Annotated in this window: 21 protein-coding genes and 1 pseudogene; 6 read left to right on the forward strand and 16 right to left on the reverse strand. The window is 62.2% G+C overall.

Going from position 1 to position 24,505, the window contains the following annotated elements; all coding sequences use genetic code 11:
- Nucleotides 1-62: 62 nt before the first annotated feature.
- The 5 genes from PHO31112_RS11805 to PHO31112_RS11825 all read right to left on the reverse strand — a co-directional run bounded on the left by PHO31112_RS11805 (nucleotide 63) and on the right by PHO31112_RS11825 (nucleotide 7,509).
- A complete protein-coding gene (locus tag PHO31112_RS11805) occupies nucleotides 63-587 on the reverse strand; it encodes a hypothetical protein (RefSeq protein WP_150620695.1) in 525 nt (174 codons plus the stop codon).
- Nucleotides 588-600: 13 nt separating this feature from the next.
- A complete protein-coding gene (locus PHO31112_RS11810) occupies nucleotides 601-1,005 on the reverse strand; it encodes a hypothetical protein (RefSeq protein WP_150620696.1) in 405 nt (134 codons plus the stop codon).
- Between the two features lie 157 nt (nucleotides 1,006-1,162).
- The gene (locus PHO31112_RS11815) at nucleotides 1,163-4,843 is read right to left on the reverse strand and encodes a hydantoinase B/oxoprolinase family protein (RefSeq protein ID WP_150620697.1); all 3,681 of its coding nucleotides are present in this window, start codon (nucleotides 4,841-4,843) and stop codon (nucleotides 1,163-1,165) included.
- Nucleotides 4,844-5,086: 243 nt separating this feature from the next.
- Entirely contained in the window at nucleotides 5,087-6,409 is a 1,323-nt protein-coding gene (locus tag PHO31112_RS11820; RefSeq protein ID WP_150620698.1) for an MFS transporter, read from the reverse strand.
- A gap of 326 nt (nucleotides 6,410-6,735) precedes the next feature.
- Nucleotides 6,736-7,509, reverse strand: a complete 774-nt coding sequence (locus tag PHO31112_RS11825) for a putative hydro-lyase (protein ID WP_150620869.1) — start codon at nucleotides 7,507-7,509, stop codon at nucleotides 6,736-6,738.
- A 264-nt stretch (nucleotides 7,510-7,773) separates the two neighbouring features.
- Here PHO31112_RS11825 and PHO31112_RS11830 point away from each other — a divergent pair, with 264 nt between their 5' ends.
- Entirely contained in the window at nucleotides 7,774-8,706 is a 933-nt protein-coding gene (locus PHO31112_RS11830; protein ID WP_010807606.1) for a LysR family transcriptional regulator, read from the forward strand.
- Between the two features lie 9 nt (nucleotides 8,707-8,715).
- Here PHO31112_RS11830 and PHO31112_RS11835 read toward each other — a convergent pair whose 3' ends face one another.
- The 7 genes and pseudogenes from PHO31112_RS11835 to PHO31112_RS27125 form a co-directional block, all read right to left on the reverse strand.
- Nucleotides 8,716-9,072, reverse strand: a complete 357-nt coding sequence (locus PHO31112_RS11835; protein WP_150620699.1) for a cytochrome C oxidase subunit IV family protein — start codon at nucleotides 9,070-9,072, stop codon at nucleotides 8,716-8,718.
- Nucleotides 9,073-9,080: 8 nt separating this feature from the next.
- Nucleotides 9,081-9,773 (reverse strand): heme-copper oxidase subunit III family protein, encoded by a 693-nt coding sequence (locus PHO31112_RS11840; RefSeq protein WP_174995686.1) that lies wholly within the window; start codon nucleotides 9,771-9,773, stop codon nucleotides 9,081-9,083.
- 35 nt (nucleotides 9,774-9,808) lie between these two features.
- On the reverse strand, nucleotides 9,809-10,453 hold the full coding sequence (locus PHO31112_RS11845; protein ID WP_150620701.1) for a cytochrome c oxidase subunit 3: 645 nt from the start codon (nucleotides 10,451-10,453) through the stop codon (nucleotides 9,809-9,811).
- Entirely contained in the window at nucleotides 10,450-12,324 is a 1,875-nt protein-coding gene (gene ctaD, locus PHO31112_RS11850) for a cytochrome c oxidase subunit I (protein WP_246178081.1), read from the reverse strand. The genes PHO31112_RS11845 and ctaD overlap by 4 nt, the downstream gene beginning before the upstream one ends.
- Nucleotides 12,325-12,731: 407 nt before the next feature.
- Nucleotides 12,732-13,856: pseudogene (locus PHO31112_RS11855) on the reverse strand (cytochrome c oxidase subunit II); the annotation flags it as partial.
- A 243-nt stretch (nucleotides 13,857-14,099) separates the two neighbouring features.
- Nucleotides 14,100-15,119 (reverse strand): MraY family glycosyltransferase, encoded by a 1,020-nt coding sequence (locus PHO31112_RS11860; RefSeq protein ID WP_150620703.1) that lies wholly within the window; start codon nucleotides 15,117-15,119, stop codon nucleotides 14,100-14,102.
- Nucleotides 15,116-15,283 carry a hypothetical protein gene (locus tag PHO31112_RS27125; protein WP_174995687.1) on the reverse strand — a complete coding sequence of 56 codons (168 nt, stop codon included), beginning with the start codon at nucleotides 15,281-15,283 and terminating at the stop codon, nucleotides 15,116-15,118. The genes PHO31112_RS11860 and PHO31112_RS27125 overlap by 4 nt, the downstream gene beginning before the upstream one ends.
- A gap of 390 nt (nucleotides 15,284-15,673) precedes the next feature.
- Here PHO31112_RS27125 and PHO31112_RS11865 point away from each other — a divergent pair, with 390 nt between their 5' ends.
- The 5 genes from PHO31112_RS11865 (at nucleotide 15,674) to PHO31112_RS11885 (ending at nucleotide 19,556) form a co-directional block, all read left to right on the forward strand.
- Nucleotides 15,674-16,558, forward strand: a complete 885-nt coding sequence (locus PHO31112_RS11865; protein ID WP_150620704.1) for a class I SAM-dependent methyltransferase — start codon at nucleotides 15,674-15,676, stop codon at nucleotides 16,556-16,558.
- Between the two features lie 82 nt (nucleotides 16,559-16,640).
- A complete protein-coding gene (locus PHO31112_RS11870; protein ID WP_150620705.1) occupies nucleotides 16,641-17,003 on the forward strand; it encodes a hypothetical protein in 363 nt (120 codons plus the stop codon).
- A complete protein-coding gene (locus tag PHO31112_RS11875) occupies nucleotides 16,994-17,707 on the forward strand; it encodes a glycosyltransferase family 2 protein (RefSeq protein WP_217427025.1) in 714 nt (237 codons plus the stop codon). Before PHO31112_RS11870 ends, PHO31112_RS11875 begins: the two co-directional genes overlap by 10 nt.
- Complete coding sequence (locus PHO31112_RS11880; protein ID WP_150620706.1) at nucleotides 17,704-18,045, forward strand: DUF2304 domain-containing protein; 342 nt, start codon at nucleotides 17,704-17,706, stop codon at nucleotides 18,043-18,045. The genes PHO31112_RS11875 and PHO31112_RS11880 overlap by 4 nt, the downstream gene beginning before the upstream one ends.
- The gene (locus PHO31112_RS11885) at nucleotides 18,042-19,556 is read left to right on the forward strand and encodes a hypothetical protein (protein WP_150620707.1); all 1,515 of its coding nucleotides are present in this window, start codon (nucleotides 18,042-18,044) and stop codon (nucleotides 19,554-19,556) included. The genes PHO31112_RS11880 and PHO31112_RS11885 overlap by 4 nt, the downstream gene beginning before the upstream one ends.
- Here PHO31112_RS11885 and PHO31112_RS11890 read toward each other — a convergent pair.
- From PHO31112_RS11890 to PHO31112_RS11905, 4 genes are all read right to left on the reverse strand, one after another.
- The gene (locus PHO31112_RS11890) at nucleotides 19,545-20,783 is read right to left on the reverse strand and encodes a glycosyltransferase family 2 protein (protein WP_150620708.1); all 1,239 of its coding nucleotides are present in this window, start codon (nucleotides 20,781-20,783) and stop codon (nucleotides 19,545-19,547) included. The two genes, PHO31112_RS11885 and PHO31112_RS11890, sit on opposite strands and share 12 nt — an antisense overlap.
- A 3-nt stretch (nucleotides 20,784-20,786) precedes the next feature.
- Nucleotides 20,787-21,998 carry a hypothetical protein gene (locus PHO31112_RS11895; protein WP_150620709.1) on the reverse strand — a complete coding sequence of 404 codons (1,212 nt, stop codon included), beginning with the start codon at nucleotides 21,996-21,998 and terminating at the stop codon, nucleotides 20,787-20,789.
- 86 nt (nucleotides 21,999-22,084) lie between these two features.
- Nucleotides 22,085-22,933 carry a class I SAM-dependent methyltransferase gene (locus PHO31112_RS11900; protein ID WP_174995688.1) on the reverse strand — a complete coding sequence of 283 codons (849 nt, stop codon included), beginning with the start codon at nucleotides 22,931-22,933 and terminating at the stop codon, nucleotides 22,085-22,087.
- 123 nt (nucleotides 22,934-23,056) lie between these two features.
- Complete coding sequence (locus PHO31112_RS11905) at nucleotides 23,057-24,496, reverse strand: flippase (protein ID WP_150620711.1); 1,440 nt, start codon at nucleotides 24,494-24,496, stop codon at nucleotides 23,057-23,059.
- Between the last annotated feature and the right edge of the window lie 9 nt (nucleotides 24,497-24,505).

Genomic DNA, 24,505 nt, shown 5'->3' on the forward strand with positions numbered 1-24,505 from the left:
AGTAAGTGAAATCGAGACGGGAAGGCGACCTGAAAGCAGTACCCGGTGGCGCACGCCACCCCCTATAGGCTGTTCACGATCTTCTTCGTGACTTCGCCAAGTCGGGCGATCACCGCGTTGTAGAGCGTGAGGGTGTTGTCGTAGCTGGTAACAAAACGCTTGAGCTGGATTTGCTCGCTCGTACTCGATGCACCGTCGGTCAACGCCAGCGACTGGAGCTGCGACGCGAGGGCTTGCAGACTTGCGGCGTCGAACGGCGCGTCGGCGGCTTGTGGCGATACGAGTGCGTGCTCGACGGCGAAGTCGCGCAGCGTTTTCGGCAGCACTTCCGGCTTCGCGCCATCCGCAGCGCGCTTTGCCATCTCGCTGGCCAACGTGCCAAACCCGCTGGCGTCGCGGGCGACGTTCACGCGCGTCTGCGCAGACGCGAGCCACGTATCGGCCATCGACTGCAACGTGCTCAATCGATCATGGGCGAGGCCCATCGTCGAGAGCAGCGGGTTCTGGGAAGCGGCAGGGCTCGCACCGATGGCGGAGGCGCCGTAGGGGTGGGTGGGCGACGACGCGCCGGAGATTCGATCGATCATGCGCAACCTCGTCTCAGGCGCACACGCGACGTACGGCGGCTGGCGCACGTTTCGCGGGAGAGGTTGAGGTGTCGTCGAGTGGCACGGGCGCGTCGGCTCGCATCCGCTCGATGGTGTGCGCAAGCGCGGCGGTCATGCGGCGGATTTCGCGCTCGTCGCGTTGAAAGGCTTCGCTCTCGACAAGCGTCTCAAGACGCTTGAGCTTCTCGCGGGCGTCGGATGTGCCCGTCGCTTCGAGACGGGCGACTTCGTCGAGCACCGATTGATACTCCTGCATCTGGCGGTGCAACTTGCGCCCGGCCAACTGCATTTCGGCACACGCGCGCTCGTACTGAACGAGAAGCGGGTCTACGGCACCGGTTTCCGGATCGATGGATGCAGCAGACGTGGGGGTCGGGTGTTGCAACGAGTCAGACATAAGAGCGCCTCCGTATGTTGCGGTCAGTCGTTCAAGACATAACGCATCGTACGAAGACGCTCGATGTCCGCCTTTGCAAAGGCAGCATTCCCTTCCGGTATCACGCCTCGCTTCAGCGAATTCCCATCGCGCGGCGGATTCCCTCGTGGCGGATCACTCAGGCCACGCCGAAGCCACCTCCCCCCGGCGTTTCGACGACGAAGATATCACCCGGCTGCATCTGCGTACGTCCGATGTGTGCCAGGGCTTCGCGTGAGCCGTCCACCCGTTCGACATAGTTCGCCCCCAGCGCGCCAACGGCGCCGCCCTGTGCACCGAAAGGTGCGTGAACGCGATTGTTGGAGAGGATCGACGCCGTCATCGGCGTGAGGAAACGAATACGCCGCACCGCACCGTTACCGCCATGCCAACGCCCCGCACCGCCCGATCCGGTGCGAATACGATGGCTTTCCAGCCGTACCGGATAGCGCCACTCCAGCACTTCCGGGTCGGTCAGACGCGAATTCGTCATGTGTGTCTGCACGGCGTCGGCCCCGTGGAAACCGTCGCCCGCGCCGCTGCCGCCCGCGATGGTCTCGTAGTACTGATACGTCTCGTTGCCGAACGTGAAGTTGTTCATCGTGCCCTGACTCGACGCCACGCGGCCCAGCGCACCGTAAAGTGCGTTGGTGATGGCGGACGACGTCTCCACATTGCCCGACACCACCGCCGCCGGGTAGACGGGGTTGAGCATCGAACCCTGCGGCACGATCACCGTCAGCGGTTTCAGGCAGCCCGCATTGAGCGGAATGTCGTCGTCAACCAGCGTGCGGAAGACGTACAGCACGGCGGCCATGCACACGGCGCGTGGCGCGTTGAAGTTGTTGGGCAACTGCGCCGACGTTCCCGTGAAATCGACGGTTGCGGTGTGAGTCGCGTGGTCGACGCGAATGGCGACCTCGATCACCGCGCCGTTATCCAGCGCGTAGCGGTAATGCCCGTCGGCCAGCGCGCCGATCACACGTCGCACGGCGGCTTCGGCGTTGTCCTGCACATGCCCCATGTAGGCGAGCACGACGTCGCGCCCGAATTCGCTCACCATGCGGCGCAGTTCGTCCACGCCCTTCTGGTTCGCCGCCACCTGCGCCCGCAGATCGGCCATGTTCTGGTCGATATTGCGCGCCGGATAGCGAGCGCCGGCCAGCAGTTCGCGCGTCTCCCGATCACGCAGGTCGCCCGCCGCAACCAGTTGCCAGTTGTCGATGAGCACGCCCTCTTCTTCGACGTGTGTCGAGTCGGGCGGCATCGAGCCGGGTGTAATGCCGCCGATATCCGCATGATGGCCGCGCGAGCCGACATAGAAGAGGGGCTCGGCCGCATCCTCCTGGTTGCTGCCCTCGCCCGTCACGAACACCGGTGTAATCACCGTGACGTCAGGCAGGTGCGTGCCACCGTGATACGGATCGTTGAGCATGAATACATCGCCCTCGCGCATCGCACCGCGATTACGCTCGATCACGGTCTTGATGCTCTCGCCCATCGACCCCAGATGCACCGGCATGTGCGGCGCATTGGCGATGAGGTTGCCGTCGCGGTCGAACAGCGCGCAGGAGAAGTCCAGACGCTCTTTGATGTTCACCGAATACGCCGTGTTCTGCAGACGCAACCCCATCTGCTCGGCAATCGACATGAAGAGATTGTTGAAGATCTCGAGGCGCACGGGATCGGCTTGCGTTGCGCCTTCGCCGGCCGCGCGTTGCGTCTCGCGCGGCACCACGCGAGTGAGCACGAGATTGCCCTGAGCGCTCATCCGGGCTTGCCAGCCTGGCTCAACCACGGTCGTACCGCTCTTCTCGGCGACGATGGCAGGCCCGCCGATGGTGTCGCCGGCGAGCAGCGTGTCGCGGGCGAACAGCGCCGCTTCGTGCCACGCTCCGCCTGCATACAGCTTCACATGATCGACGACCTGCGGCGCGCCCGACGTGCGCGTTTCGAGCGGGGCGATGTCGACCGGTGCGTCCGAGTGGCCGATGGCTTCGACCGAAGCCACTTCGACAATCAGCGCCGCGCCGTCCATCAGGAACGAGTAACGCTGGCGATAGGCGGCTTCAAAAGCGGCGCGCATCTGTGCGACGTCGCCAAACGGCACGGCAATCGCCGAATCGGTACCGGCGTAGCGCACGTGCACCCGACGCACCGTCTCGATGCGCGACGGCGGCACGCCTTGCGACAACAACGCGCCCGCCGCCTCATCCGCCAACGCACCGAATGCGTCGTCAAGCGCGGCCAGTCCTTCCTCCGACAGCGGCGCTTCGATCATGCGTTCACGCATCGCCGTCTGATCCGCGAGCCCCATGCCATACGCCGAGAGCACCCCGGCGAGCGGATGCGCGAAGACCTTGGTCATGCCGAGGGCATCGGCCACGCCACAGGCGTGTTGACCGCCCGCGCCGCCGAACGTTGTCAGCACATAGCGGCTCACATCGTGGCCGCGCTGCACCGAGATTTTCTTGATGGCGTTGGCCATGCTCCCGATCGCAATCTCGAGGAAGCCTTCGGCAAGCGCTTCGGGCGTCTGACGCCGGCCCGTTGCCCGTTCGATGTCATTTGCCAGTGCCGTGAACTTCGCGACGACCACATCGCGATCCAGTGGCTCGTTGGCGTTCGGACCGAACACCTTCGGGAAGTGCGCCGGCTGAATCTTGCCGAGCATGACGTTGCAGTCGGTGACCGTGAGCGGCCCGCCGCGACGATACGCCGCCGGCCCCGGATTCGCGCCCGCAGAATCCGGCCCCACGCGCAAACGCGTGCCGTCGAACGACAACACCGACCCGCCGCCTGCCGCCACTGTGTGAATGCTCATCATCGGCGCGCGCATGCGCACACCCGCGACTTGCGTCTCGAACACGCGCTCGAATTCACCGTTGTAATGCGACACGTCGGTCGATGTGCCGCCCATGTCGAAACCGATTACGCGCTCGAAGCCTGCCGCGCTCGACGCCCGCACCATACCGACGATACCGCCCGCCGGTCCCGACAAGATGGCGTCCTTGCCCTGGAAATTATCGGCGCGCGTAAGGCCGCCGCTGCTCTGCATGAATTGCAGATTGACGCCCGGCATCTCCTGCGCGACCTGCTCGACATAGCGACGCAGAATTGGCGACAGATAGGCGTCGACGACAGTCGTGTCGCCGCGCGAGACGAGTTTCATGAGCGGCGAGACTTCGTGCGAAACGGAGACCTGCGTGAAGCCCAGCGCGCGCGCCATCGTCGCCAGCGCCTTTTCGTGCGCCGGATAGCGATACCCGTGCATCAGCACGATGGCGAGCGCGCGAACGCCCCTCGCATAGACGGCCTCAAGGGCACTACGCGCCGCATCGAGGTCCAGTTCGCGCACGACTTCCCCGTGCGCACCGACGCGCTCGTCGACTTCCACGACGTGTTCATACAGCGCTTCCGGCAATGCGATGTCCAGATCGAACAGGCGCGGCCGATTCTGATACGCGATACGCAGTGCGTCGCGAAAGCCTTGCGTCGTCACCAGCGCGAGCGGCTCGCCTTTGCGTTCGAGCAGTGCGTTGGTCGCGACGGTCGTTCCCATCTTCACCATGTCGACCTGTGCGGGCGTAATCGGCTCGCCGGGCGCCAGATCCAGCAGGTGACGAATGCCCGCGACGGCGGCGTCGCGATACTGCTCCGGGTTTTCGGAGAGCAGCTTGTGCGTGACGAGCGTGCCGTCCGGGCGGCGCGCCACGATGTCGGTGAAGGTACCGCCACGGTCAATCCAGAACTGCCAGCGCGAAGGTGTCTGATGCGCAGGTGCACGATTTTGGTCGGAGGACGTGAGAGCGTTCGTCATGGAGTTACTCGCAAAGCAATGGTCAAACGAGAATCGAAGGGGGTGACGGTGCAGAGATACCGTCGTCATTCATGTTGGCGCAGGGCGCACGTTTCCCGGTACGGGCTCGCCCGACGTCGTCGGACGGGGCCGCGTACTCGCGGTTTTCGATACCGGGGAGCGTTAGTGAAGCGTCTGATGAAACGTCATCGGGCGCGGCAGCGACGGCTGCCGCGGTAGTTCATCGGCACACACCTCGCGGTGTCATGGCGCGCGCGTCTCGAGCGATTCGAGTTCGCGGCCGCGCGTCTCGGGCAGGGTGAGCGCCGCGAGGATGAGCACGCCGTAGGCGAACGCTGCAAAGATGCCGATCGTCGCACCCAGGCCGTATTGCTTCGAGAGCATGCCGATCAGGAACGGGAAGAGCGCGCCGACGGCACGGCCGACGTTGTAGCAGAAGCCCTGTCCGGACCCGCGCACCCGCGTCGGGAACAGTTCGGTCAGGAAGGCGCCCATGCCGCTGAAGATGCCCGACGCGAAGAAGCCAAGCGGGAAACCGAGCCAGAACATTGCGCTGTCGGTCAGGGGCAGCGACGTGTACGAGAACGCGATCACCATCGACCCCACGGCGAACAGGATGAAGTTCGGCTTGCGGCCCAGCCGGTCGGTCAAATACGAACTGACCAGGTAGCCGACCCACGAGCCGAAGATGATCATCGCGAGATAGCCGCCGGTACCCATCACCGTAAGATGGCGTTCCGTCTTCAGGTACGTCGGCAGCCACGTCGTAATGGCGTAATAACCACCTTGCGCCCCCGTGGTCAGCAGCGCGGCGCGAATCGTCGTCGAGAGCAGTGCCGGGCTGAAAATGGCCGCCAGGCCCGGTGCGTCTTCCGACTTCTGTTTGGCCTTCTCGTTGCGGTACACCTCGGGCTCTTGCACATAGCGACGGATGAAGAGCACGAGCAGCGCCGGCAGCAGGCCGATCAGGAACAAGGCGCGCCAGGCCATCTCGGCGGGCAGCAGTGAGAACAGCGTCGAATAGAGAATTGCCGTCAGACCCCAACCGATGGCCCAGCCCGATTGCACGAGACCAACGGCCTTGCCGCGATCACGCGCGCGGATGACTTCGCCGATGAGCACGGCGCCTGCCGTCCATTCGCCGCCGAAGCCGAAGCCCATGAGCGCACGCGCGGCGAGCAGTTGATGGTAGTTCTGCGCAAGGCCGCAAAGCCCGGTGAAGACGGCGAACCACAGGACGGTGAGTTGCAGCGTGCGAACCCGGCCGATGCGATCCGACAGAATACCGGCCACCCAGCCGCCCAGCGCCGAAGCGAGCAGCGTAAGCGTGCCGATAAAGCCGGCGTCCGCGAGGCTGATACCCCACGTGGCGACCAGTGTCGGGATGACGAAGCTCAGCATCTGGGTGTCCATGCCGTCGAGCATGTAACCAACCTTGCAGCTCCAGAAGGCGCGTTTTTCGCGCGGCGTGGTGTCACCGTACCAACCGAACAGGCTGCCGCTAGCCTCGGGAGAGGCAGACTGGGCCGGCGCGGCGGGCGGCGCGAGAGGGGTTTTGCTTTCCATGAGAAATATGGCTCCGGTGATGTCCTGACTTGCGTGTGATGTCGACAAACCCGCACATGCGATGTGCGTTTGGGATCGGCGGCGAACCAACCCTCGCTGGCCGCCTCCCGTCTTGGCGCGATACGGGGAATACGGGGAGAGACTTCCACTCCCTATCGCGGTGATTGCCTGCTGTGCCCTTTTGCTTCGGCCTGGGTTGTGGCCTCGTGCGACTACTTGATTCCAATGTGCGGCGACGCTTTGGTGCGGGGAAGGCGCGCGATGCGCCCTCGCCTGTCGAGTGCCTCCCGACCCGTCGCCTCGGTGATCGGACTCGTCTTACCTGGTTAGAACACGGCGAGCGACGCGTTCGGGATATCCGTGACGAGCATGTAGCCGGGCTGGTGTGCGATGGCGAGCGGGAGCTTGGCTTCCATGAGCGCCGTCTGGGGCGTAACACCGCAGGCCCAATACACCGGCAACTCCCCGTCGCGAATGGTGACCGCATCGCCGAACTCGGGCTTGGCCAGATCTTCGATGCCCAGCGCCGACGGGTCGCCGATATGGATCGGCGCCCCATGCACACCGGGGAAACGGCTCGTGATCTGCACGGCGCGAATGGCGTCGGCCCCCTTCATCGGGCGCATCGACACGACCAGTTCGCCGCCGAATTTTCCAGCGCGCTGATTCGCGATCTTGGTGCGGTACATCGGCACATTGCAGCCCTCTTCCACATGACGCAGCGGGATACCCGCCTTGGCCAGCATGTCTTCGAACGAGAACGAACAACCGATGGCGAAAACGACGAAATCGCTTTGCCAGTACTCGGCGAGGTTATCCACCTGCTTGGTGAGCTTGCCCTCACGGTAGATGTTGTAGCCCGGTACGTCGGCGCGAATATCCACCTCTCGGCCCAGCGCCGGTACATGCCACTGCCCCGGCTCGCCCACGCCCAGCAACGGGCAGGCCTTCGGATTGCTCTGGCAAAAGCGCAGAAAGTCGTGCGCATACGCCATCGGCAGAATAGCCAGATTGGCCTGCGCGAAGTCGCCGCAGTAACCGGCGGTCGGCCCGCGGAATTGCGCGCTGCGAACGGCCTGACGGAATTCAAAGGGCGCGATCGTGTCGCGTTGCGAGAGGAAATCGTTCGGCATGGCTCGGTGGTTCATGGCAGCGCTGGCGTCGGAGAAGAAATGCCGTTGCGGCATCGGATGGGGAAAGCATAGAAAGAAAAAAAAGTTGTCGCTAACGAGTTTTTATACGCGCCACCGTATAGAATTTCTTAACAACTTCACGGGTTTTCCCGAAGTTCGTTGCATTTCTTTTCATCGCACCGTTGGGCGTTTTGGGCACGCTCCCGTCTTGATCCCGACACGCCGAGTGATATGAACACACGCTTTCTCGAAACCTTCGTCACGCTGGCCAAGCTGCGCAACTTTCGCGCGACGGCTGCGGCGCTGCACGCAACGCCCGCAGCGATCTCGCAACGGCTCAAAGTGCTGGAAGAGGAGTTGAAGACCGCACTCGTCGACCGCGACAGCCGTGAGTTCCGGCTCACCCCGAACGGCGAATACCTGCTGGGTTACGCGAAGGCGGTCGTGGAGGCGGCACGGCGTCTGCAAACGGCCGCGTCGGGCGAAAGCACGATGCGCGGACGGTTGCGTCTCGGCGTGATCGAGACCGTTGTCCATAGCTGGCTGCCGCACTATCTGCGGCGATTGGCGGCCGACTACCCCACATTGGAAGTCGAGTTGACGGTCGACGTCTCGGTGCAGTTGCAGCGACGCCTGATTGCCGACGAACTCGACCTCATCATTCGCGTGGAGGGCAGCGACGACAGCAGCGTGGTGTGCGACGCACTTGCCAATTACCCGGTGCACTGGATCGCGCGCACGGGTATGTTTCCGAACTCACGCAGCAGCCTGGCAAAGCAGGTGCTGCAACATCCGATCCTCACTTACGGGCGCGGCACGGCGCCGCATCGGGCGCTCGAGGACATTGTGGAGAAGCTGGCGGGCGTACACGGCGTGCCGCTCTCGGAGACACGCATCACCGGTTCGCCGTCGATTGCCGTGATCGTGCAGTTGGTACGCGACGGGTTCGGGGTCGCGGCGATTCCGCGTCTGTTCGTCGACGATCTGATTGCGAGCGGGGAAGTCGCGGAGCTGCCGTTGCAGCCGGCGCCGCCGTCCATCGTGGTGTCGATGTCGCGGCGCGCCGACGCGCCGCTCTTCGTTCATGGTGCCGCGACCGCAGCGCGCACCGCTTGCGCCGAGTACTGCCGCAAGAGCGACCGCCGGCTGGTGGAATTGCTGTAACGGGGCAGCTCAGCGGAAGTGCGCGAGGCGCGTGAAGAACGTGTAGTCCGCCTCGGCAGCCATCAGCCCCATCAACACCAGCAGTGCAAGCGGCGGAATCAGGATTGCGTAGACGAGCGCGAGACGCTCCCAGCGCATATGCATGAACACCGCCACGATGAGCGCTGCCTTGGCCACCATCAGCGCGAGTATCAGCCCCCAGCGCAGATAGCCTTGCAGGTTGGCATAGTCGACCAGATACGACAGTGTCGAGAGCACGAACAGCAGCCCCCATACCTTGAGGTAGACGCCGACCGAATGCTGTTGCCCCTTCGCTTGTTCACCGGTCACGGCCGTGTGCGCAACCGGTGTTGTAGTGGATTCCATCGCGCCTCCTACCAGAGATAAAACAGCGCAAAGATGAACACCCAGACGAGATCGACGAAGTGCCAGTAAAGGCCCGCGATCTCGACGAGTTGATAGTTATCGCGCCGTTCGAGCGTACCGTTGAGCACCTTGCGCATCACCGTGAGCAGATAGATGACGCCTGCGCTCACGTGCAGCCCGTGAAAGCCGGTAATCATGAAGAAGCATGCCCCGAACTGCGCCGCCCCCATCGAATTGCCCCAGGGCCGGATGCCTTCGTGAACGATCAGGTTGGTCCACTCGAATGCCTGCATGCCGACGAAGGCGATGCCGAGATACGCCGTGGCGAGAATGCATGCCGCCGTCTTGTCGCGGTCGCGGCGGTACGCGAAGTTCACCGCCATCGCCATGCTGCCGCTGCTGCTGATGAGCACGAACGTCATGATGGCGATGAGCAGCAACGGCACCGGATGCCCGTTCACGTTGAGCGCGAAGATCTCCGCCGGATTCGGCCACGCGGCGGTTGTCGATATGCGCACCGTCATGTAGCCGATGAGGAAACTGCTGAACACGAACGTGTCCGAGAGCAGGAAGATCCACATCATCGCCTTGCCCCACGGCACGTGGAAGGCGGCCCGGTCTCCCGACCAGTCGGTGACGACGCCGCGCCAGCCCTCAGGCGGCTGCGCAGCGCGGGGAACGGCAGACGGTGACGTATTCACGATGCAACTCCTCGTGCCGGGGCAAACGCATCACATCACGGACTCAACCCGCCGGTGCCGCACAAGCGCTGCGCGATCTCCGGTGTGAGGTTGACGATCGCGGCGAACAGCACGACCCATAGTACGAACAAGAAATGCCAATACTGCGCCGTCAGCGACAGGCGGCGGGCGCGCGTAGCGGGCGTGGCTGACGTGAGGCGGCGCGGTATCAGACATGCCCACGCCACCAGCCCGCCGATCAGGTGCAATGCGTGCAGCCCCGTCAGCAGGAAAAAGAAGCTGTTCGCAGGATTGCCGGACACCCCGTAGCGGTGCGCCACCAGATCGCGCCAGACCCACAGTTGGCCCGCAACGAACGCGAGCGCCAGCGCGCCAGCGAGGCCCCAGTCGCGCCGTGAGCGCCGCCATTCGCCGTGCCGGGCCTGCGAGGCCGACGACTGCATCACGATGCACGCGGCAGCCAGCAAGCCCGTGGTGACCCACAACGCATTGACGGGTGGCAGCGCACGCCAGTCCCCGAGACTCATGCGCATCACGTAAGCAACGAGCATCAACGCGAACAGCATGCCGATCACGCCCATGAGCCACCAGAGCGCGACCTGCGACGCGGCGCGGCGTCGCGGCGGTGCGACGGGCACACCTCCCGATGGCATCGGCGGCCAGGACGGCGCGGGTCTCATGATGTGGCTCCCTTGGGCGATTCGGGTGAACCGGGCGAACCGGGCGAACCGGGCGAATCCGGTGGCGACGGCGAGGGGATGTTGCGGCGATGCAGCGCCGCCGAATCGCCGTGCACGAGCGTGGCCGGCCGGCGAGAGTCAGGCGCAAGGTTCTGCGGCACGAAGTCGTCGATGTCGCCCGGCACGCTGTATTCGTAGGGCCAGCGATAGGCCACCGGCAGCACCGGCCCCCAGTTGCCGTGGACTGGAGGCACGTCGGGTGTCTGCCATTCGAGCGAAGCAGCGCGCCACGGATTCGCCCCCGCCGGTTTGCCGTGCCGCAGACTCCAGGCCAGATTGAACAGGAACAGGAACTGACCGGTGGCAACGATGAATGCCGCCACGGAAATGTAGGCGTTCATCACGTGCGCCGACTCGGGAATGAAGCTGTAGTTTTGAAACTCGTAGTAGCGGCGCGGCATGCCGAGCACGCCAAGGTAGTGCATCGGAAAGAAGATCGCGTAGGTGCCGAGAAACGTGATCCAGAAATGCCATTGGCCGAGACGATCGTTCAGTCGTTTGCCGGTGACGAGCGGATACCAATGATAGATGCCGCCGAAGATCACCAGCAGCGGCGAGACGCCCATCACCATGTGAAAGTGCGCGACAACGAAGTAGGTATTCGACAGCGGCATGTCCACGCTGACGTTGCCGAGGAAGAGTCCGGTGAGTCCGCCGATCACGAAGGTGCTGATGAAGCCGATGGCGAACAGCATCGGCACCGTGAGATGAATGTCGCCGCGCCACAGCGTGAGCACCCAGTTGTAGACCTTGATGGCCGTCGGGATCGCGATGATGAGCGTGGTCGTGGCGAAGAAGAACCCGAAATAGGGATTCATGCCGCTGATGAACATGTGGTGCGCCCAGACGACGACCGAGAGCACGCCGATGGCGAGAATCGCCCAGACCATCATCCGGTAGCCGAAGATGTTCTTGCGCGCGTGCACACTGATGAGATCCGAGACGATACCGAACGCGGGTAGCGCGACGATGTACACCTCCGGGTGGCCGAAGAACCAGAACAGATGCTGGAACAGCAGCGGACTGCCGCCGCGATAATCGAGCGGCTGTCCCATCGACACGAGTGCGGGCATGAAGAAGCTCGTATGCAGGGTCTTGTCGAGCAGCATCATCACGGCGGAAACAAACAGCGCGGGGAACGCCAGAAGTGCCAGCACCGTCGCCATCACGATGCCCCAGACCGTGAGCGGCATGCGCAGCAACGTCATGCCCTCCGTGCGTGCTTGCAGCACCGTCGTAACGTAATTCAGGCCCCCCATCGTCGCTGCCACGATGAAGATCGCCAGCGAGACAAGCATCAGCACGATGCCCCATTCGGTCCCCGGCGTGCCCGGCAGGATCGCTTGCGGGGGATAGAGCGTCCAGCCCGCGCCTGTCGGGCCGCCCGGCACGAAGAAGCTCACCATGAGCACGATGACCGCCAGCAGGTAGACCCAGTAACTGAGCATGTTCAGGAACGGGAAAACCATGTCGCGCGCCCCGACCATCAGCGGGATCAGGTAATTGCCGAAGCCGCCGAGGAACAGTGCCGTGAGCAGATAGATCACCATGATCATGCCGTGCATGGTGACGTACTGATAGTAGTGATTGGCGTCGATGAAGGAGAACTTGCCGGGGAAGCCCAGTTGCATGCGCATGAGGTTCGAGAGCACGAGGCCCACGAGGCCGACCGCGATGGCCGTGCACGCGTATTGCACCGCGATCACCTTGTGGTCCTGACTCCAGACATACTTCGTCCAGAAATCGTAGGAACCGCCGGGGTGCGCACCGGCATGGGCGGCGCTGTCGGAACTGTCGGGATCTCCGGTCATGAGATGTCTCCCTGTGTTGTTGTGGGTGCGGTGGCTTCTCTCGTTCTGCGCGTGTCGTCTCTGAATGCTGTCTCGTGAGTTTGTCTCGGGATGCGTCTTACGTCTTGTCGACTACGGGGCCGGCCGAATCATCGGCACACTCGGCGGTGCCTGGCCGGGCGCCGGGCTGCCGGACTGCCGGACTGCCGGGGCGGGATGGCCAGCGGCGGTGCGGTGGTGCCCGGGTCGTTCAGCAGCGGCAGGCCGGCCGTGCCCCCTCCCCCTTGCCGACGTGCGGGTTGCGACGGCGGCTGCGTGGCGGGATTCGGCGATGCGGAAGGGGTAAGCGGCGCGAACTGTGCCGGCGGACGCGGAGTCTGCAACGAGTTCTGCGCCAGTTGCATGACGGGCGCAGGGGTCGGTGGTGCGGGCTGCGCGGAGGTCGACGCCGTTGCACTCAGTGTTTTGATGTAAGCGATGAGCGCCTTTAGCTCGTCGTCGGTCAGATCGAGCTTCGGCATGATCGGTGCGAAGCCTTTGGGCACGCGCGCGGTCGGATTGCGGATGAAAGCGGCAAGGTAAGCGTCGTCGACGTGCGCCGAACTCCCGTCCTGGAAGGTTTCCGTCTTGCCGAACAGCCCATGCCATGTGGGCCCGACACCGGGCGAGCCGTCGACAGTATGGCAACTGACGCATCCCTTGGCTTGCGCGAGCAACTTCCCCTTGGCGGCGAGCGGGTCCGACGTCACTGCCCCGGCATGCTGTGCTTGCAGTACAGCAAATGTGGGCAGCTTGGCCACCCAGGCGTCGTAGGCAGGCTTATCGTCGACGACGACCACGCCGCGCATGTTCGCATGACCGACGCCGCAGAGCTGGGCGCAAAGGATGTCGAAGCGTCCGGTGCGCGTGGGGGTGAGCCACATTTGCGTGACCATGCCCGGCACCATGTTCATGCGGGTGCGAAACGGCGGGACGTAGAAATCGTGGAGTACGTCTTTGGCGCGCAGCAGCAATTTCACCGGCTCGCCGACGAGCAGATGCAGTTCGGGAGCGTCGACGATTCGGTTGTCCTGATTCGCGGGGTCTTTGGGGTTGAGACCCAGCGGGTTGTCGGCAGTGACATAGCGGGGATCGGAACTACCGAGACGGCCGTCTGGGCCGGGCAGGCGGAAACGCCATTGCCACTGCTGCCCGACGACCTCGACGACACGGGCGTTGGCAGGCGGATCGATGAGCTTGGCATAGACGAACAGCCCCGGCGCGAGCATCGCGGCAATGCCAACGGTGGTGATACCGATCAGCCAGCCTTCGAGACGGCGGTTATGGGGCTCATAAGCGGCCCGATGGCCGTCGCGATGCCGATAGCGGAAGATCGCCCAGGCGACGAAAAGATTGACGACAACGAAGGCTACGCCGGTGATGACCAGCGTAATGGTGAGGGTGTCGTCCATCTGGCGCCAGTTCGACGCCAGCGGGGTCAGCCACCACGGGCTCCAGAAGTGAAAGGCGAGCGCGGCGGCGACGATGACGATCAGGAGGTATGCGATCGCCATGGCGCGCGAATTCCAAAGTGCACGCCCGCCCGGCACTTGCCGTACGAATCGTTTTGCACGATGCCTCCCTCAAAGGGTTCCGTCCCGCACCGTCAATCGTACGTCGTGATCCGGGTCGTCCCATACGGATGCCGTCGCATCTGGCGATGGCCGCCGACTATCCTCTTCAGACTAGACGCTAGGCGCGCCAAGTCAAGCCAGCACGTCGCTGCGGCGCCGTTCGTGGCAATTCATGCGTTTCGGCTACGACGCGTCGCTCCGTCCGGCCCCGATACGAATCGCGGCATAGATCAGAGGGCCGTACGCCATCAGGATGAAGATCCATGCGACATGCGACAGTCTTTGGCATCCGTAGGCCAACGGCCCGATCCAGAGCAGATTCAGCGCCACCAGCCCTTTCGTCACGACCGAGTGTTTGCCGAATCGGCGCGAGAGCCGTTGATAGGCGTGACTGCGATGAGCTTGCAACCAACGTTCGCCGCGCTTCATGCGCCGCAACAATGTGAGCGTCGCGTCGACCACGAAGACAGATGAGAGCACCAGCCACGAGGCATAGGTCATCCACCCTTGCATGATCGTATCGAGTGCGACGCCGAAGATCACGAACGCCAGGTAGGTGCTCCCCACATCGCCCATGAAGATGCGCGCGGGCGGCCAATTCACGAAGAGGAAGCCGAGGGTGGCGGACGCCAGGGCCAAGGCCAGGAGCCATATCGGTACGTCGACGGATGACGGCGAATGCACTGCGCTAAGCACCACGGCCGCCATCAGCATGAACAACGCTTGCACTCCGGCGTAGCCGTCGAGGCCATCCATGAAGTTGAAGAGATTAAGCCACCAGACACCTGCAAGCACCGTCAAGGCGTAAAGCACATAGCCCTCGATAGTGATATCGCCTCCCAGCGGCAACGGCCTTAGCGGTGCGCAGGCGGCGACCAGCGCGATAAACACCGGGACCTGAATCGAAAACCGGAGGCGAGACGAGAACTGCCAGATGTCATCAAGCAGTCCGACAAGCGCTATCAGCACCGAGAGGTTGATGAGACTCCACCAGAAAATACCTTGTCCGGCACCGAGGTAGAGACCGATGGCGGTGCCCGCAACGACCATGCCAATGCCGCCGCCCTGAGGTGTCGGCTGGACATGCGACGACCGGTGATTCGGGATCTGAATCAGCCCCAGCCTAGCGGCATGGCAGCGTATGACGGCGGTGCTGCACCATGAAACCAGCAAGGCGAAGACAAACAAGCCTGCTGCATTCATTTGCCCGCCCTCGAATCCGTCCTGTTGCCGGTCAGCGTGCCGAGTACGCACAGGCAGCTCACCGGCACGGGCCGCAGATTGAGGCGGCGCCCGAGCGCGCAGGCGGTCGACGACACGAGCTTTAGCGTGGAACCCAGCGGTAGGCGCACGATCACGACTTCCATGGCGGTTTGCGCAGCGATCCGGCAAACGCCGGCGTGTGCCGCTGGGTGGGCAAGGTGCAGGTCCCTTCCATGTTCGTTTCCCGACACGCTGCGAGAGGATCCCGGGCTGCGTCATTCATCATGTTTACCATTGCATCAGCACCCGTTTTGCTGCCAATCCTGATGACTTCTGCACTGCACAGAAAATCGTGGCAGGCAGGTAAGGTCAAGGTCGATGGGAATGCGCACCGCCGGACGAGACGCCCGGGCATACGGCCGGGCGCGCCCGATGGGCAAGCTGAGATGGTATCATCTCGGTTCAAGAGCTTTCGCCGGAGACTTACGTTCGGCAGCCATCTACACTCGCGCATCGGGACGCCATACTCGCCGAAGCGGTAAGACACTAAACTCATGTCAAAAACCTCGACGCCCGATACGATCGAGATGCGCGCTTGCATCGCTTGCGGAAGCACGGCCCCGAAACAACACCTGTACGAAAAAGAAGGGCTGCCCATCTATCGTTGCGGCATCTGTGGCCTAGGCTCCACCGACGTTTCGAATTTCGATCCAAAAGCGTATTACGACGAGAACTATTTTAACGGAAATCTGCATGACGGCTACGCCGATTATCAGGCGTCCGAGTCGGTATTGCGCCACGATTTCAGCAAGATCGTTTCGGTATTGAAAGGCTATAACCCGCATGGCGGCACATTGCTCGAATTGGGTTGCGCCTACGGTTTCTTCTTAAACGTTGCGCGTGAACATTTCGATGTTTACGGCATTGAAATCTGCGAAGACGCCGTCCACGCCTGCAACGCGCGCGGACTCGCCAACGTCAAGCACGGCAGCGCACAACCGCAGGAACTGCAAGCCATGCCGCGCCCGGATACCGCGGTCCTGCTCGATGTGATCGAACACCTCGAAACGCCGCAAACGGTAATCGAGACAGTCGCACGACAATTGAAACCGGGGGGCACTGTGCTGTTGACGACCGGTGATTTCGCTTCCTGGCCGGCGCGCCTGTTCGGCAAAAACTGGCGCTTGATGACGCCGCCGCAGCATTTGTGGTTCTTTACACCCAAGTCGCTCGCCGCACTGGGTGCACGCTACGGCCTCGAGATCGTTACCATCGAGCACCCAGCCCGGCGAATTCCACTGTCGTTGATTCTGTTCCAGTTGTGTCGGCTCTTTCGCCTGCCCACGAAGCCGGTGAAATTCCTGAGCTCGATCGGCATTCCGCTCAATAGCTTCGACGGGCTGCGGGTGGTCTTTCGCAAAACTGCCGCTGCGGCGTAGCAAGCTTCGCCCGGACGAGCGCCGGGGTGACGATCGACCGCGACCCGCCACAGGCGGACAAGGATCATCAACGCAAGGCCAAATGAGACTTTCTCACATCATCATTCTGTTGACGTATGCCTGCGCGATGGGCGTCGGACAACTGTTGTTCAAGTACGTCGCACTTCATGGCGTGGACCCGGCGTTGCCGGCGGCACAGCGCTGGATCGGACTGGCCGCCAACCCCACGTTCGTGTTTTCCGTCGTGTTTTACGGAACCCTCACGCTGGCCTGGATCTGGATCCTCGGATTCATTCCTCTCTCCAAGGGATACCCGTTTACTGTCATGAGCCTCGCGGTTGCCGGCATCGGCAGCCACGCACTCTTCGACGAACCCTTGTCGCCACGCTTTTTCATAGCCATTGGCTTCATCGCCGCCGGACTGCTCGTACTATCATGGGAATGACCCTCTCGGCGGCCGCCCCTGTGCCCGACCGGGCAGACATCTGGATCGTGATCGCTGCCTTCAACGAAGGCACGATGATCGCTAGCGTCGTACAGTCCGTGAAGCAACGCGGGTACCCCGTGGTGGTGGTCAATGACGGCTCGCGCGATAACACTGGCGATGTCGCCCTCTCCGCCGGCGCCCACGTCGTCAGCCATCCGATCAATCTCGGCCAGGGCGCCGCGCTGCAGACCGGTATCAAGTACGCGGTGCGACAAGGCGCACAGATCGTCGTCACGTTCGATGCCGACGGGCAGCATGCCGCCGACGAAATCGAGCATATGGCCGACGCGCTGCTCAAGCATAACGTGGATATCGCGCTAGGCAGTCGCTTCATCGGACAAGCGGTCGGGATTCCGAAGTTGCGCGTGCTCACGCTCAAGGCGGCGGCCATGTTCACTTGGATCACCACCGGTGTGCGGCTGACGGACGCGCACAACGGTTTCCGGGCCATGACCCGCGACGCGGCAACCCATCTGAAGATCTACCAGAACCGCATGGCGCACGCCTCGGAAATCGTGTCGTACATCGCGAAGCACAAACTGCGCGTCACGGAAGTGCCGGTCACGATCACCTACACCGATTATTCGTTACGCAAAGGTCAGAAACTCTCGAACTCCGTGCGCATTCTCATCGACCTCTTTCTCGGAAGGATCTCGCGATGATCGCCCAATACCTTCTGACCGCCATGGTGGCCGTCATCAGCCTGCACTACGTGGCATTGCGTGGCGCTCAGCGCCACCGCATCCTTGCGTTGATAGCGGCTGCCATCGCCATCTTCCTGATCTGGGATGCAACCGCCACGACGACCATTGCGCACATGATCGGCATCGGACGTGGCCTGGATCTCGTCATCCCGTTCTTCTGCCTGTTGCTGCTGTTCCTGATCGTCGCGATGTATCGAAAGATCATCGGCCTTCAGGACGATCTGACAGCACTGTGCCGCGAGCTCGCCATCAACGACGCCAGAACTCCAACACCGAGCGAAGTCGATCCGAAATGAGCGTATCGGCAAATCTGTGGCAGTCACCCCGTGCGGGACAACCTCACCGATTCGATGCTCCCGCAACGCCGATCCGTCTTCGCGACATTCTGCTGTTCGGTCTTCCGCTGAGCGTCTCCACCCTCATCGCGCTGTTGGCATTCTGGCCCGCCCAAGTCAACTTCGATGCTGCATACCAATGGATGGAAGCGGTGCGCGGCACGGTCTACACACCGGGTCTGGTCATTCCCGTCACGCTGCTCATGCGCCTGACGAGCATGATCTGGCCGTCGCCCGCCACGCTGATTCTTTTGCAGACAGCTGCCATGTGGGTCACTGTGGGTTATGTGCTCGCCGAGATACAGGCCTTGGGCGTGAAGCGCTTGTGGGTCATCGCGTGTGCCGTTCTCATTGCAATCCTGCCTCAGAATCCGCTGATGCTGACCACGCTCGGCAAGGACAGCCTCTACGCCCTGGCCTGCCTGATGCTGTGCGCCGTGCAGTTGCGTCTTGTCCGGCGCGGCGTGGCAGATCTCTACGACATACGCACGGCCGTATGCTTTGTCGTCGCAGCGACGCTGCCCGCCATCATCAGAACCAACGGCCTCGCCTCGTCGTTCGCGGTGGTAATCGTGACCGCCGTATGGCTTGCCATGGCGAGGGGATGGCGTCGCGCCGCCGGCCTCGTTGTGGCGACGGTGCTGTTGATCGGATCAGTGGTCTGGGGGGTGTCACGCGTGCCGCAGATTGACGATGGTGCCGGCGGCAGCGTGGTCCTGGTTTTTTCCAACCACCTCATTGCCGCGGCGATCCATGACGGCACGCCTTTGACCCCTGAAGAGCGCCAGTTGGCAGAGCGCGTGATGCCGATCGCGGATTGGCGCGACAGCTACGACTGCCGGATGATGGACAAGAACCGCGGGGCCATCTTCGCGGCCTACCAAGGGCGTCCGGAGGCATTGAAAGCCATGCTCGGGACGCAAACGCGGGCCCTGGAGTCCCTGGCGCTCACCCTGATCTTGCGCAATCCGAAGGCCGCACTTGAACGTCAGTTGTGCATCTCGCGTCCGATATGGCACATGGGACCGACACCCGCGCAGAATCTCTGGGATACGACGGCGCCCGCGGGCATGGTGGGACTGGACGCCATCATCGTCGAGCCGTATGCGAGTCAGTTGCGACTCTCGCCGATACTGCCCGGCCTGAGCAAGACGCTGGAGACGCTGACGTACCTGACAACGATCCCGAAGCAGGCGTCGGGCGCGCAGTGGCTCTGGTGGAACACCGCCGCTCCCATGTGGCTGGCAGTGCTTGTCGTGTTATGGCGGTGGCGCCGGCATGGTGATCGACGCGCGGCCTACATCTATCTGCCCTTTGCGATCCACTCGGCGGTCATGTTCGTGCTGATTCCCTACCCGGCGTTCCGTTACCAATACCCGGTGTGGGCCATTCTGCCGTTCATGCTGCTGTTTCTGGCGATGCCGGTGCACAGCGCGCGGCGGCATCGCCCCGCTGACGTCTCAGTGGGCTGACGCCGCGCTCGTACGAATGACTACCTGCGCGGCGGCGGCCATTTTCGACCAGTTCTCACCTCGACGGCGCATCTGATCGGCCAGCACCGGCGGCGTGTCTTCGATGGTCGCCAGGTTGCCCACATAGAACCGGCCACCCGCCGCCGTCGGCCGCAACAACCGTTGGGCGACGTGCAGCACGCGCTTGCGCTTGATACGTCCGATATCGGCATCGATCTCGCTTTGCAGCGACGCCTTCGTCACGCCAAGAATCGACGCCGCCTCCGTGAGGGCTTGTTCGATCTCTGTCGCATACTCGCCGTGAAGTACCTTGCAAATGGCGATGAGATGCGCGAAGTTGAAGTCACGCACGCGGCTCGCATCGATCTTCGCGATGGTCTCGAGCGAGGCGTGCGCCCACACGGTTTCCACCGAAAAGAACTTCGGTACGCCAGCACTCCAGCCCTTGGCCTCGAACCCCTTCGTTTGCGCCTCGTCCGAGAGCTTGCCCTTGTGCTGATTGACAGCGCTGCGCCCGGTGTTGCTGCCGCCGGACGCGCCGGGAATCGTCAACGGATACGCCAGCTTGACGAATCGCTTCGTACTCAGCGCGAGACCGATCGCTCCCGATACGTCCGGGCTGGAGCCGTGGAAATAGTTACCGGAAACGGCCTTGATCGAGTCGAGCACACGCTTGGCGACAATGCCGTGATATATTTTCGGCAAACCATCCGTCCCCTGTGCCGCGCCGCGCAGGGCATTGCGCAGGGCATCGGACGAATCGAGGCAAGTGACGCTTCCGAATTTCCGGGCGATGTACAGGCGCGAGGCGTGGCCCATACCGAAGTGCCGCGACCGAAAATCCGGCCACGCGTAGTTTGCCACCACATCCGGTGCGATGACGTCGATATCGTTGCCGAGCGCCCACTGCGCGGCGTCGAGCGCTTCGGCAGCAATCGTGTCGTCGTCGCCGATAAGACAGATGTACTGCCCCGTCGCCGCGCCAACGGCCGCGTTGTGGTTGCCCGTCATATCCAGGCGTTCCGTCGGACGGATGTAGCGCAGACGCGGTGAATTTGCCAACGACGGATTGGCCTCTAGCTCAGCGGCAAGGCGAGCGTCGGTGCTGGTATCCGTCACCACGACTTCCAATCTGGAATCGTCGATGGCTAGCAATGAACGAATCGCATGTATCGCGTATTGCGCTCGATTATGCGTCGGGATAACAACAGAAAGCAGCGGTTGCATGACTCAGGTTCCAGCAAGTTGTTGAGGCTTCGCAGCGGTGCGCGCGACCTTCAGCGCTGACCACAAACCGATGGCCAGATACAGATTCATCGGGAAAGCCTCAAAGACGATCGTGGTCATGGAAAAGCACGCGAACACGATCAGTGCGGGTGTGGCGCGAATCCAATCCACTTGCGTCATTCGGAATCGGACAAACAGGGCGATCAATAATGCGCCGAACGTCCAGAAAGCACCGAGGTTGCCTATCCATGATGTCACGAGCGAGTCGGGCGCCACCTGCTCTGCAGGGTTCGCGCTCACCAGATTCGCCGCGTTGGTATAAACGCCGAAATTCGAAATTCCGAAAGCCGCCCCGGAAATCGTGTCCCAAAGCGTTTTCAGGCGGCTGCCGCCTGAGATTGCCACGAAGTCGGCACGCTGTGTCAGGACATTCAGGCTCGGCATCATGAGCAGAACACCCACCACCATCACCAGACCGAAGAGCTTGATGCGACGCCCGCAAAAGACATACAGCGCCATCAATGCCGCAGTCACAATACCGGTTCCCGACTGCGCCAACAGGCTGATCAATCCGCCGAGGATGACAAAATAGCAGCACTTCGCACGCGAATTGCTGTTGAAGATCGTCAGGAGCGCAGCGCTCGCGCACCCGAAGAACGATGCCGAATTCGGTACGATGAAAATGCCGGGGGTTCGCGCGGGCACGCCCGGCAGAATCTCTCCGAAGACTGCCGGCATGGTGAAGAGTTGCACCACCTGCACGGCCAGACACACGTACAGGCCTCGCAGGAGCCATTTCTCGGCGACCTCCTTGTCCAGTGCGTTGACCCAGTCCCGCATCAACAGGAACAAAAGGAACGGCGTAATCCATCGAAGTCCGATGGTCGCAATCAACGGACCATTCACAAGCACCGAAATCGCCCATTGCGCGAATACCAGGATGATGAAACCGAGCGCATAGTCCATCAAAGGCGTCCGGCCGAAGCTCCAGGCCGTCCACGCGATCGACGCCAGCAACATCATATAGATGATGTCCTTGCCGATCTTGTACACGATCGGCCCGGTATAGGTGTAAAGCGCGATACTGCCCTGCGTCATCAGGGCGGCGAGGTCATGGTAGTTCTGCAACAGCGTAGCCAATAGCACGAACGGGAAGAACCATCGTCCGCCTCGCAACGTCGCCAACGCAGATCCACCACCAAGTGACGTGATCATCTTCTATCCTCGGGAGAGCCTACATTCAACACTTGCGCTTTGCGACGTCGTCCAACGGCCCAAAACGACGCGCCGCTCAATATCACCTATTTCGTGGCGACTTTCTCGACTACCAGGCACAGTTCTTCCCCGCTGTACCGTGTGAACCACTTGTTCACCGTCGACAGCAGAAATACGGGGTACGACAGTGCATGCCTCACCAGCTTCCCAAGTCGCCCGGCGCGCCAGCAACGCGTATGGAACGACTCGTGGTACATGCCGAGGAACATCGCGTTCGATGTCGACACATAAGCCGCACGCAGTCCGGCGGTATCGGCCGCCTCGACCAGGCCGATCAGAGACTTCATGGAAAAAAGATGCAGATGTCGCGGTGTTTCCCAGCCACGCCAGTTTGCACCGAACAGACGACACAGCGTTGACTGAGTATTCGGGGTTCGCAGTACCAGCTTACCGCCGACCTTCAGGTACGCCGAGATTCGCTGAATGTCGCCGATGGGATCGATCAGGTGCTCGATGACGTGATTCAGAAAAATGAAATCGTAGGGGCCGCTGCGGCTTACCTCGTCCTCGCTGGAGAGGACGTTCAATCCGCGGGTACGGGCATTCTGACATGCCTCGGGATCGAAATCGTAACCCGTCACCTGTCCCACGCCCAACGACGTCAGTTTCGACATGAACGCTCCGCCGCCGCAACCGTAGTCGAGCACGCTGAGTGTTCCCAGACGCGCGCCGCCAAACAATGCCGCCAACGCGCGACGCCCGCTTGACTCTCCGGCCGAAGACAGCAGGGGAATCCTCGGCACCGAATCGTTCGTGGTGTGAGTCGAATACTTCTGATAAAACGTCGAGACCTCCGCCAGCGTGGGAAGCGGTTTGACGAAAATCAGACCACAGCCCCCATTGCTGCATTGCCGGTACGTCAACGCACGCTTCACGCCGTACTCATAGTCAGGACGTCCATTCAGCACAGTATGCGAAGTGGGAGTGCCGCACAACGGACAATCAACGTTACTCGTCGCAACAGTCATCTTTCGAATTCACGTAAGGCGTGACAAGTGTCAACGCGTCAGGGTTCTATTTTTCATCAATGTGCGCATTGCAATCACGCCCCACCAAATCAACAGTGCCAGTAGAACGATGCCTCTGGTGATCAAGGAAAGGTGACTGACGCTGAGCAGATAGATCGCAAGCGTTGCTGCCCCGGCAAGCGCCGCCGAACGCAGCGCAACGCTCATCAAACGGCCATCGCAGAGTACGGCGGCGGTCCACAGGAACAGCGCATCCAGCGCGATGCGTGCCACCCACGCGACGGCAGCACCCTGAATGCCGAAATAACGCAGGCCGATCCAGAGGGAACCGAAAAACAACGGCAGCTCTATGGTGTGAATCATCGCCACCACACGCGCCTTGTCGGTGGCTTGCAGCCAGGTCAACGGCGCGGAAGAAACGGAGTTTATCAGCATCCCACACGCAAACAGGATAAGAACTCCGGCCGCGTGCGCCGAAAAATCCGCGCTGATCCAGCGGCTCAGAATCAAGTCCGAGAACATGCCAATGGCCGCGCACGCTGGCGCGATCATCAGGAACAACACAAACGCCGACTGTCCGAACAAGCCTGCCTTGTCGATCGCACCGTCTCGCGTGGATTTTGCAAATGTCGGAAACATCACAGACATAAGCGCGGCAGGAAGGATAGACAGCTTCATGATCAATTCCTGAGGCGTCGCGTAGTAGGCGACAGCACCGGCCGACACCAGCGCACCGACCGCGAACCTGTCTAGGTACCCCATGAGCGGCCCGACGACGTTGCTCACCGTCATCCAGCCGCCCGATGTGATCAGCGGTTTGATCAGATGACGAGAGAACGTAAGCGAACCCGCGTTGTCCGGCAGCACACACCATGCGTAGTACGCATGCACCACACACGCTACGATGCGTCCGATGACCAGCACCCAGGCCACCCAATCGAGTCGCGGCCCGAAATGCAGGACGACAGCCAACGGACCCAGAAATGTGAACAGCCCCATGGGCAAGCGGATGAGATTGACGATACCAAATGCCTGACGTGCTTCAAGGACGCCGCGAAAGCCGGAGGTCAACACGATAAAGGGCATGGCGACGGCCATGGCACAGACCGCGAAAAAAACTTCGTCGCGAGACTGTTGATGCTCCACCAACCCGATGCCCCAGGGCGCTGCCGCGATCAACACGAGGCCGGCAAGAATGCCAAGCCCGGCCATCAGCCAGGTAGCCGTCCCAACCAGCGGTTTAACCCGGCTGTGGTCATCGTGCGCCAGCTCGATGGCAAGCTGCTGGGTTAGCGCGCGGCCGAGTCCGAGATCGAAGAGGCCGAAATAGCTGACGACTGCCCAAATCAAGGTGAGCAAACCGAATCGTTCGGTGCCGAGATGGGAGATAAGCGGGGGAATGGAGACAACCGCAACGATCAGCGGGGCACCGAGCCCAAACAGATTGTAGAGAGTATTTCTAATCAGCACGAAAGCTCA

The sequence above is a fragment of the Pandoraea horticolens genome (assembly GCF_902459555.1).
Taxonomy (GTDB): domain Bacteria; phylum Pseudomonadota; class Gammaproteobacteria; order Burkholderiales; family Burkholderiaceae; genus Pandoraea; species Pandoraea horticolens.

What these genes read in the sequence shown, in the direction of transcription:
- PHO31112_RS11845 (WP_150620701.1), bottom strand. Translation starts at nt 10,453, where the DNA reads ATGAGACCCGCGCCGTCCTGGCCGCCGATGCCATCGGGAGGTGTGCCC.
- PHO31112_RS11890 (WP_150620708.1), bottom strand. Translation starts at nt 20,783, where the DNA reads ATGCAACCGCTGCTTTCTGTTGTTATCCCGACGCATAATCGAGCGCAA.
- PHO31112_RS11815 (WP_150620697.1), bottom strand. Translation starts at nt 4,843, where the DNA reads ATGACGAACGCTCTCACGTCCTCCGACCAAAATCGTGCACCTGCGCAT.
- PHO31112_RS11820 (WP_150620698.1), bottom strand. Translation starts at nt 6,409, where the DNA reads ATGGAAAGCAAAACCCCTCTCGCGCCGCCCGCCGCGCCGGCCCAGTCT.
- PHO31112_RS11805 (WP_150620695.1), bottom strand. Translation starts at nt 587, where the DNA reads ATGATCGATCGAATCTCCGGCGCGTCGTCGCCCACCCACCCCTACGGC.
- PHO31112_RS11885 (WP_150620707.1), top strand. Translation starts at nt 18,042, where the DNA reads ATGAGCGTATCGGCAAATCTGTGGCAGTCACCCCGTGCGGGACAACCT.
- PHO31112_RS11870 (WP_150620705.1), top strand. Translation starts at nt 16,641, where the DNA reads ATGAGACTTTCTCACATCATCATTCTGTTGACGTATGCCTGCGCGATG.
- PHO31112_RS11880 (WP_150620706.1), top strand. Translation starts at nt 17,704, where the DNA reads ATGATCGCCCAATACCTTCTGACCGCCATGGTGGCCGTCATCAGCCTG.
- PHO31112_RS11835 (WP_150620699.1), bottom strand. Translation starts at nt 9,072, where the DNA reads ATGGAATCCACTACAACACCGGTTGCGCACACGGCCGTGACCGGTGAA.
- ctaD (WP_246178081.1), bottom strand. Translation starts at nt 12,324, where the DNA reads ATGACCGGAGATCCCGACAGTTCCGACAGCGCCGCCCATGCCGGTGCG.
- PHO31112_RS11830 (WP_010807606.1), top strand. Translation starts at nt 7,774, where the DNA reads ATGAACACACGCTTTCTCGAAACCTTCGTCACGCTGGCCAAGCTGCGC.
- PHO31112_RS11810 (WP_150620696.1), bottom strand. Translation starts at nt 1,005, where the DNA reads ATGTCTGACTCGTTGCAACACCCGACCCCCACGTCTGCTGCATCCATC.
- PHO31112_RS11895 (WP_150620709.1), bottom strand. Translation starts at nt 21,998, where the DNA reads ATGATCACGTCACTTGGTGGTGGATCTGCGTTGGCGACGTTGCGAGGC.
- PHO31112_RS11860 (WP_150620703.1), bottom strand. Translation starts at nt 15,119, where the DNA reads ATGAATGCAGCAGGCTTGTTTGTCTTCGCCTTGCTGGTTTCATGGTGC.
- PHO31112_RS11865 (WP_150620704.1), top strand. Translation starts at nt 15,674, where the DNA reads ATGTCAAAAACCTCGACGCCCGATACGATCGAGATGCGCGCTTGCATC.
- PHO31112_RS11875 (WP_217427025.1), top strand. Translation starts at nt 16,994, where the DNA reads ATGGGAATGACCCTCTCGGCGGCCGCCCCTGTGCCCGACCGGGCAGAC.
- PHO31112_RS27125 (WP_174995687.1), bottom strand. Translation starts at nt 15,283, where the DNA reads ATGGAAGTCGTGATCGTGCGCCTACCGCTGGGTTCCACGCTAAAGCTC.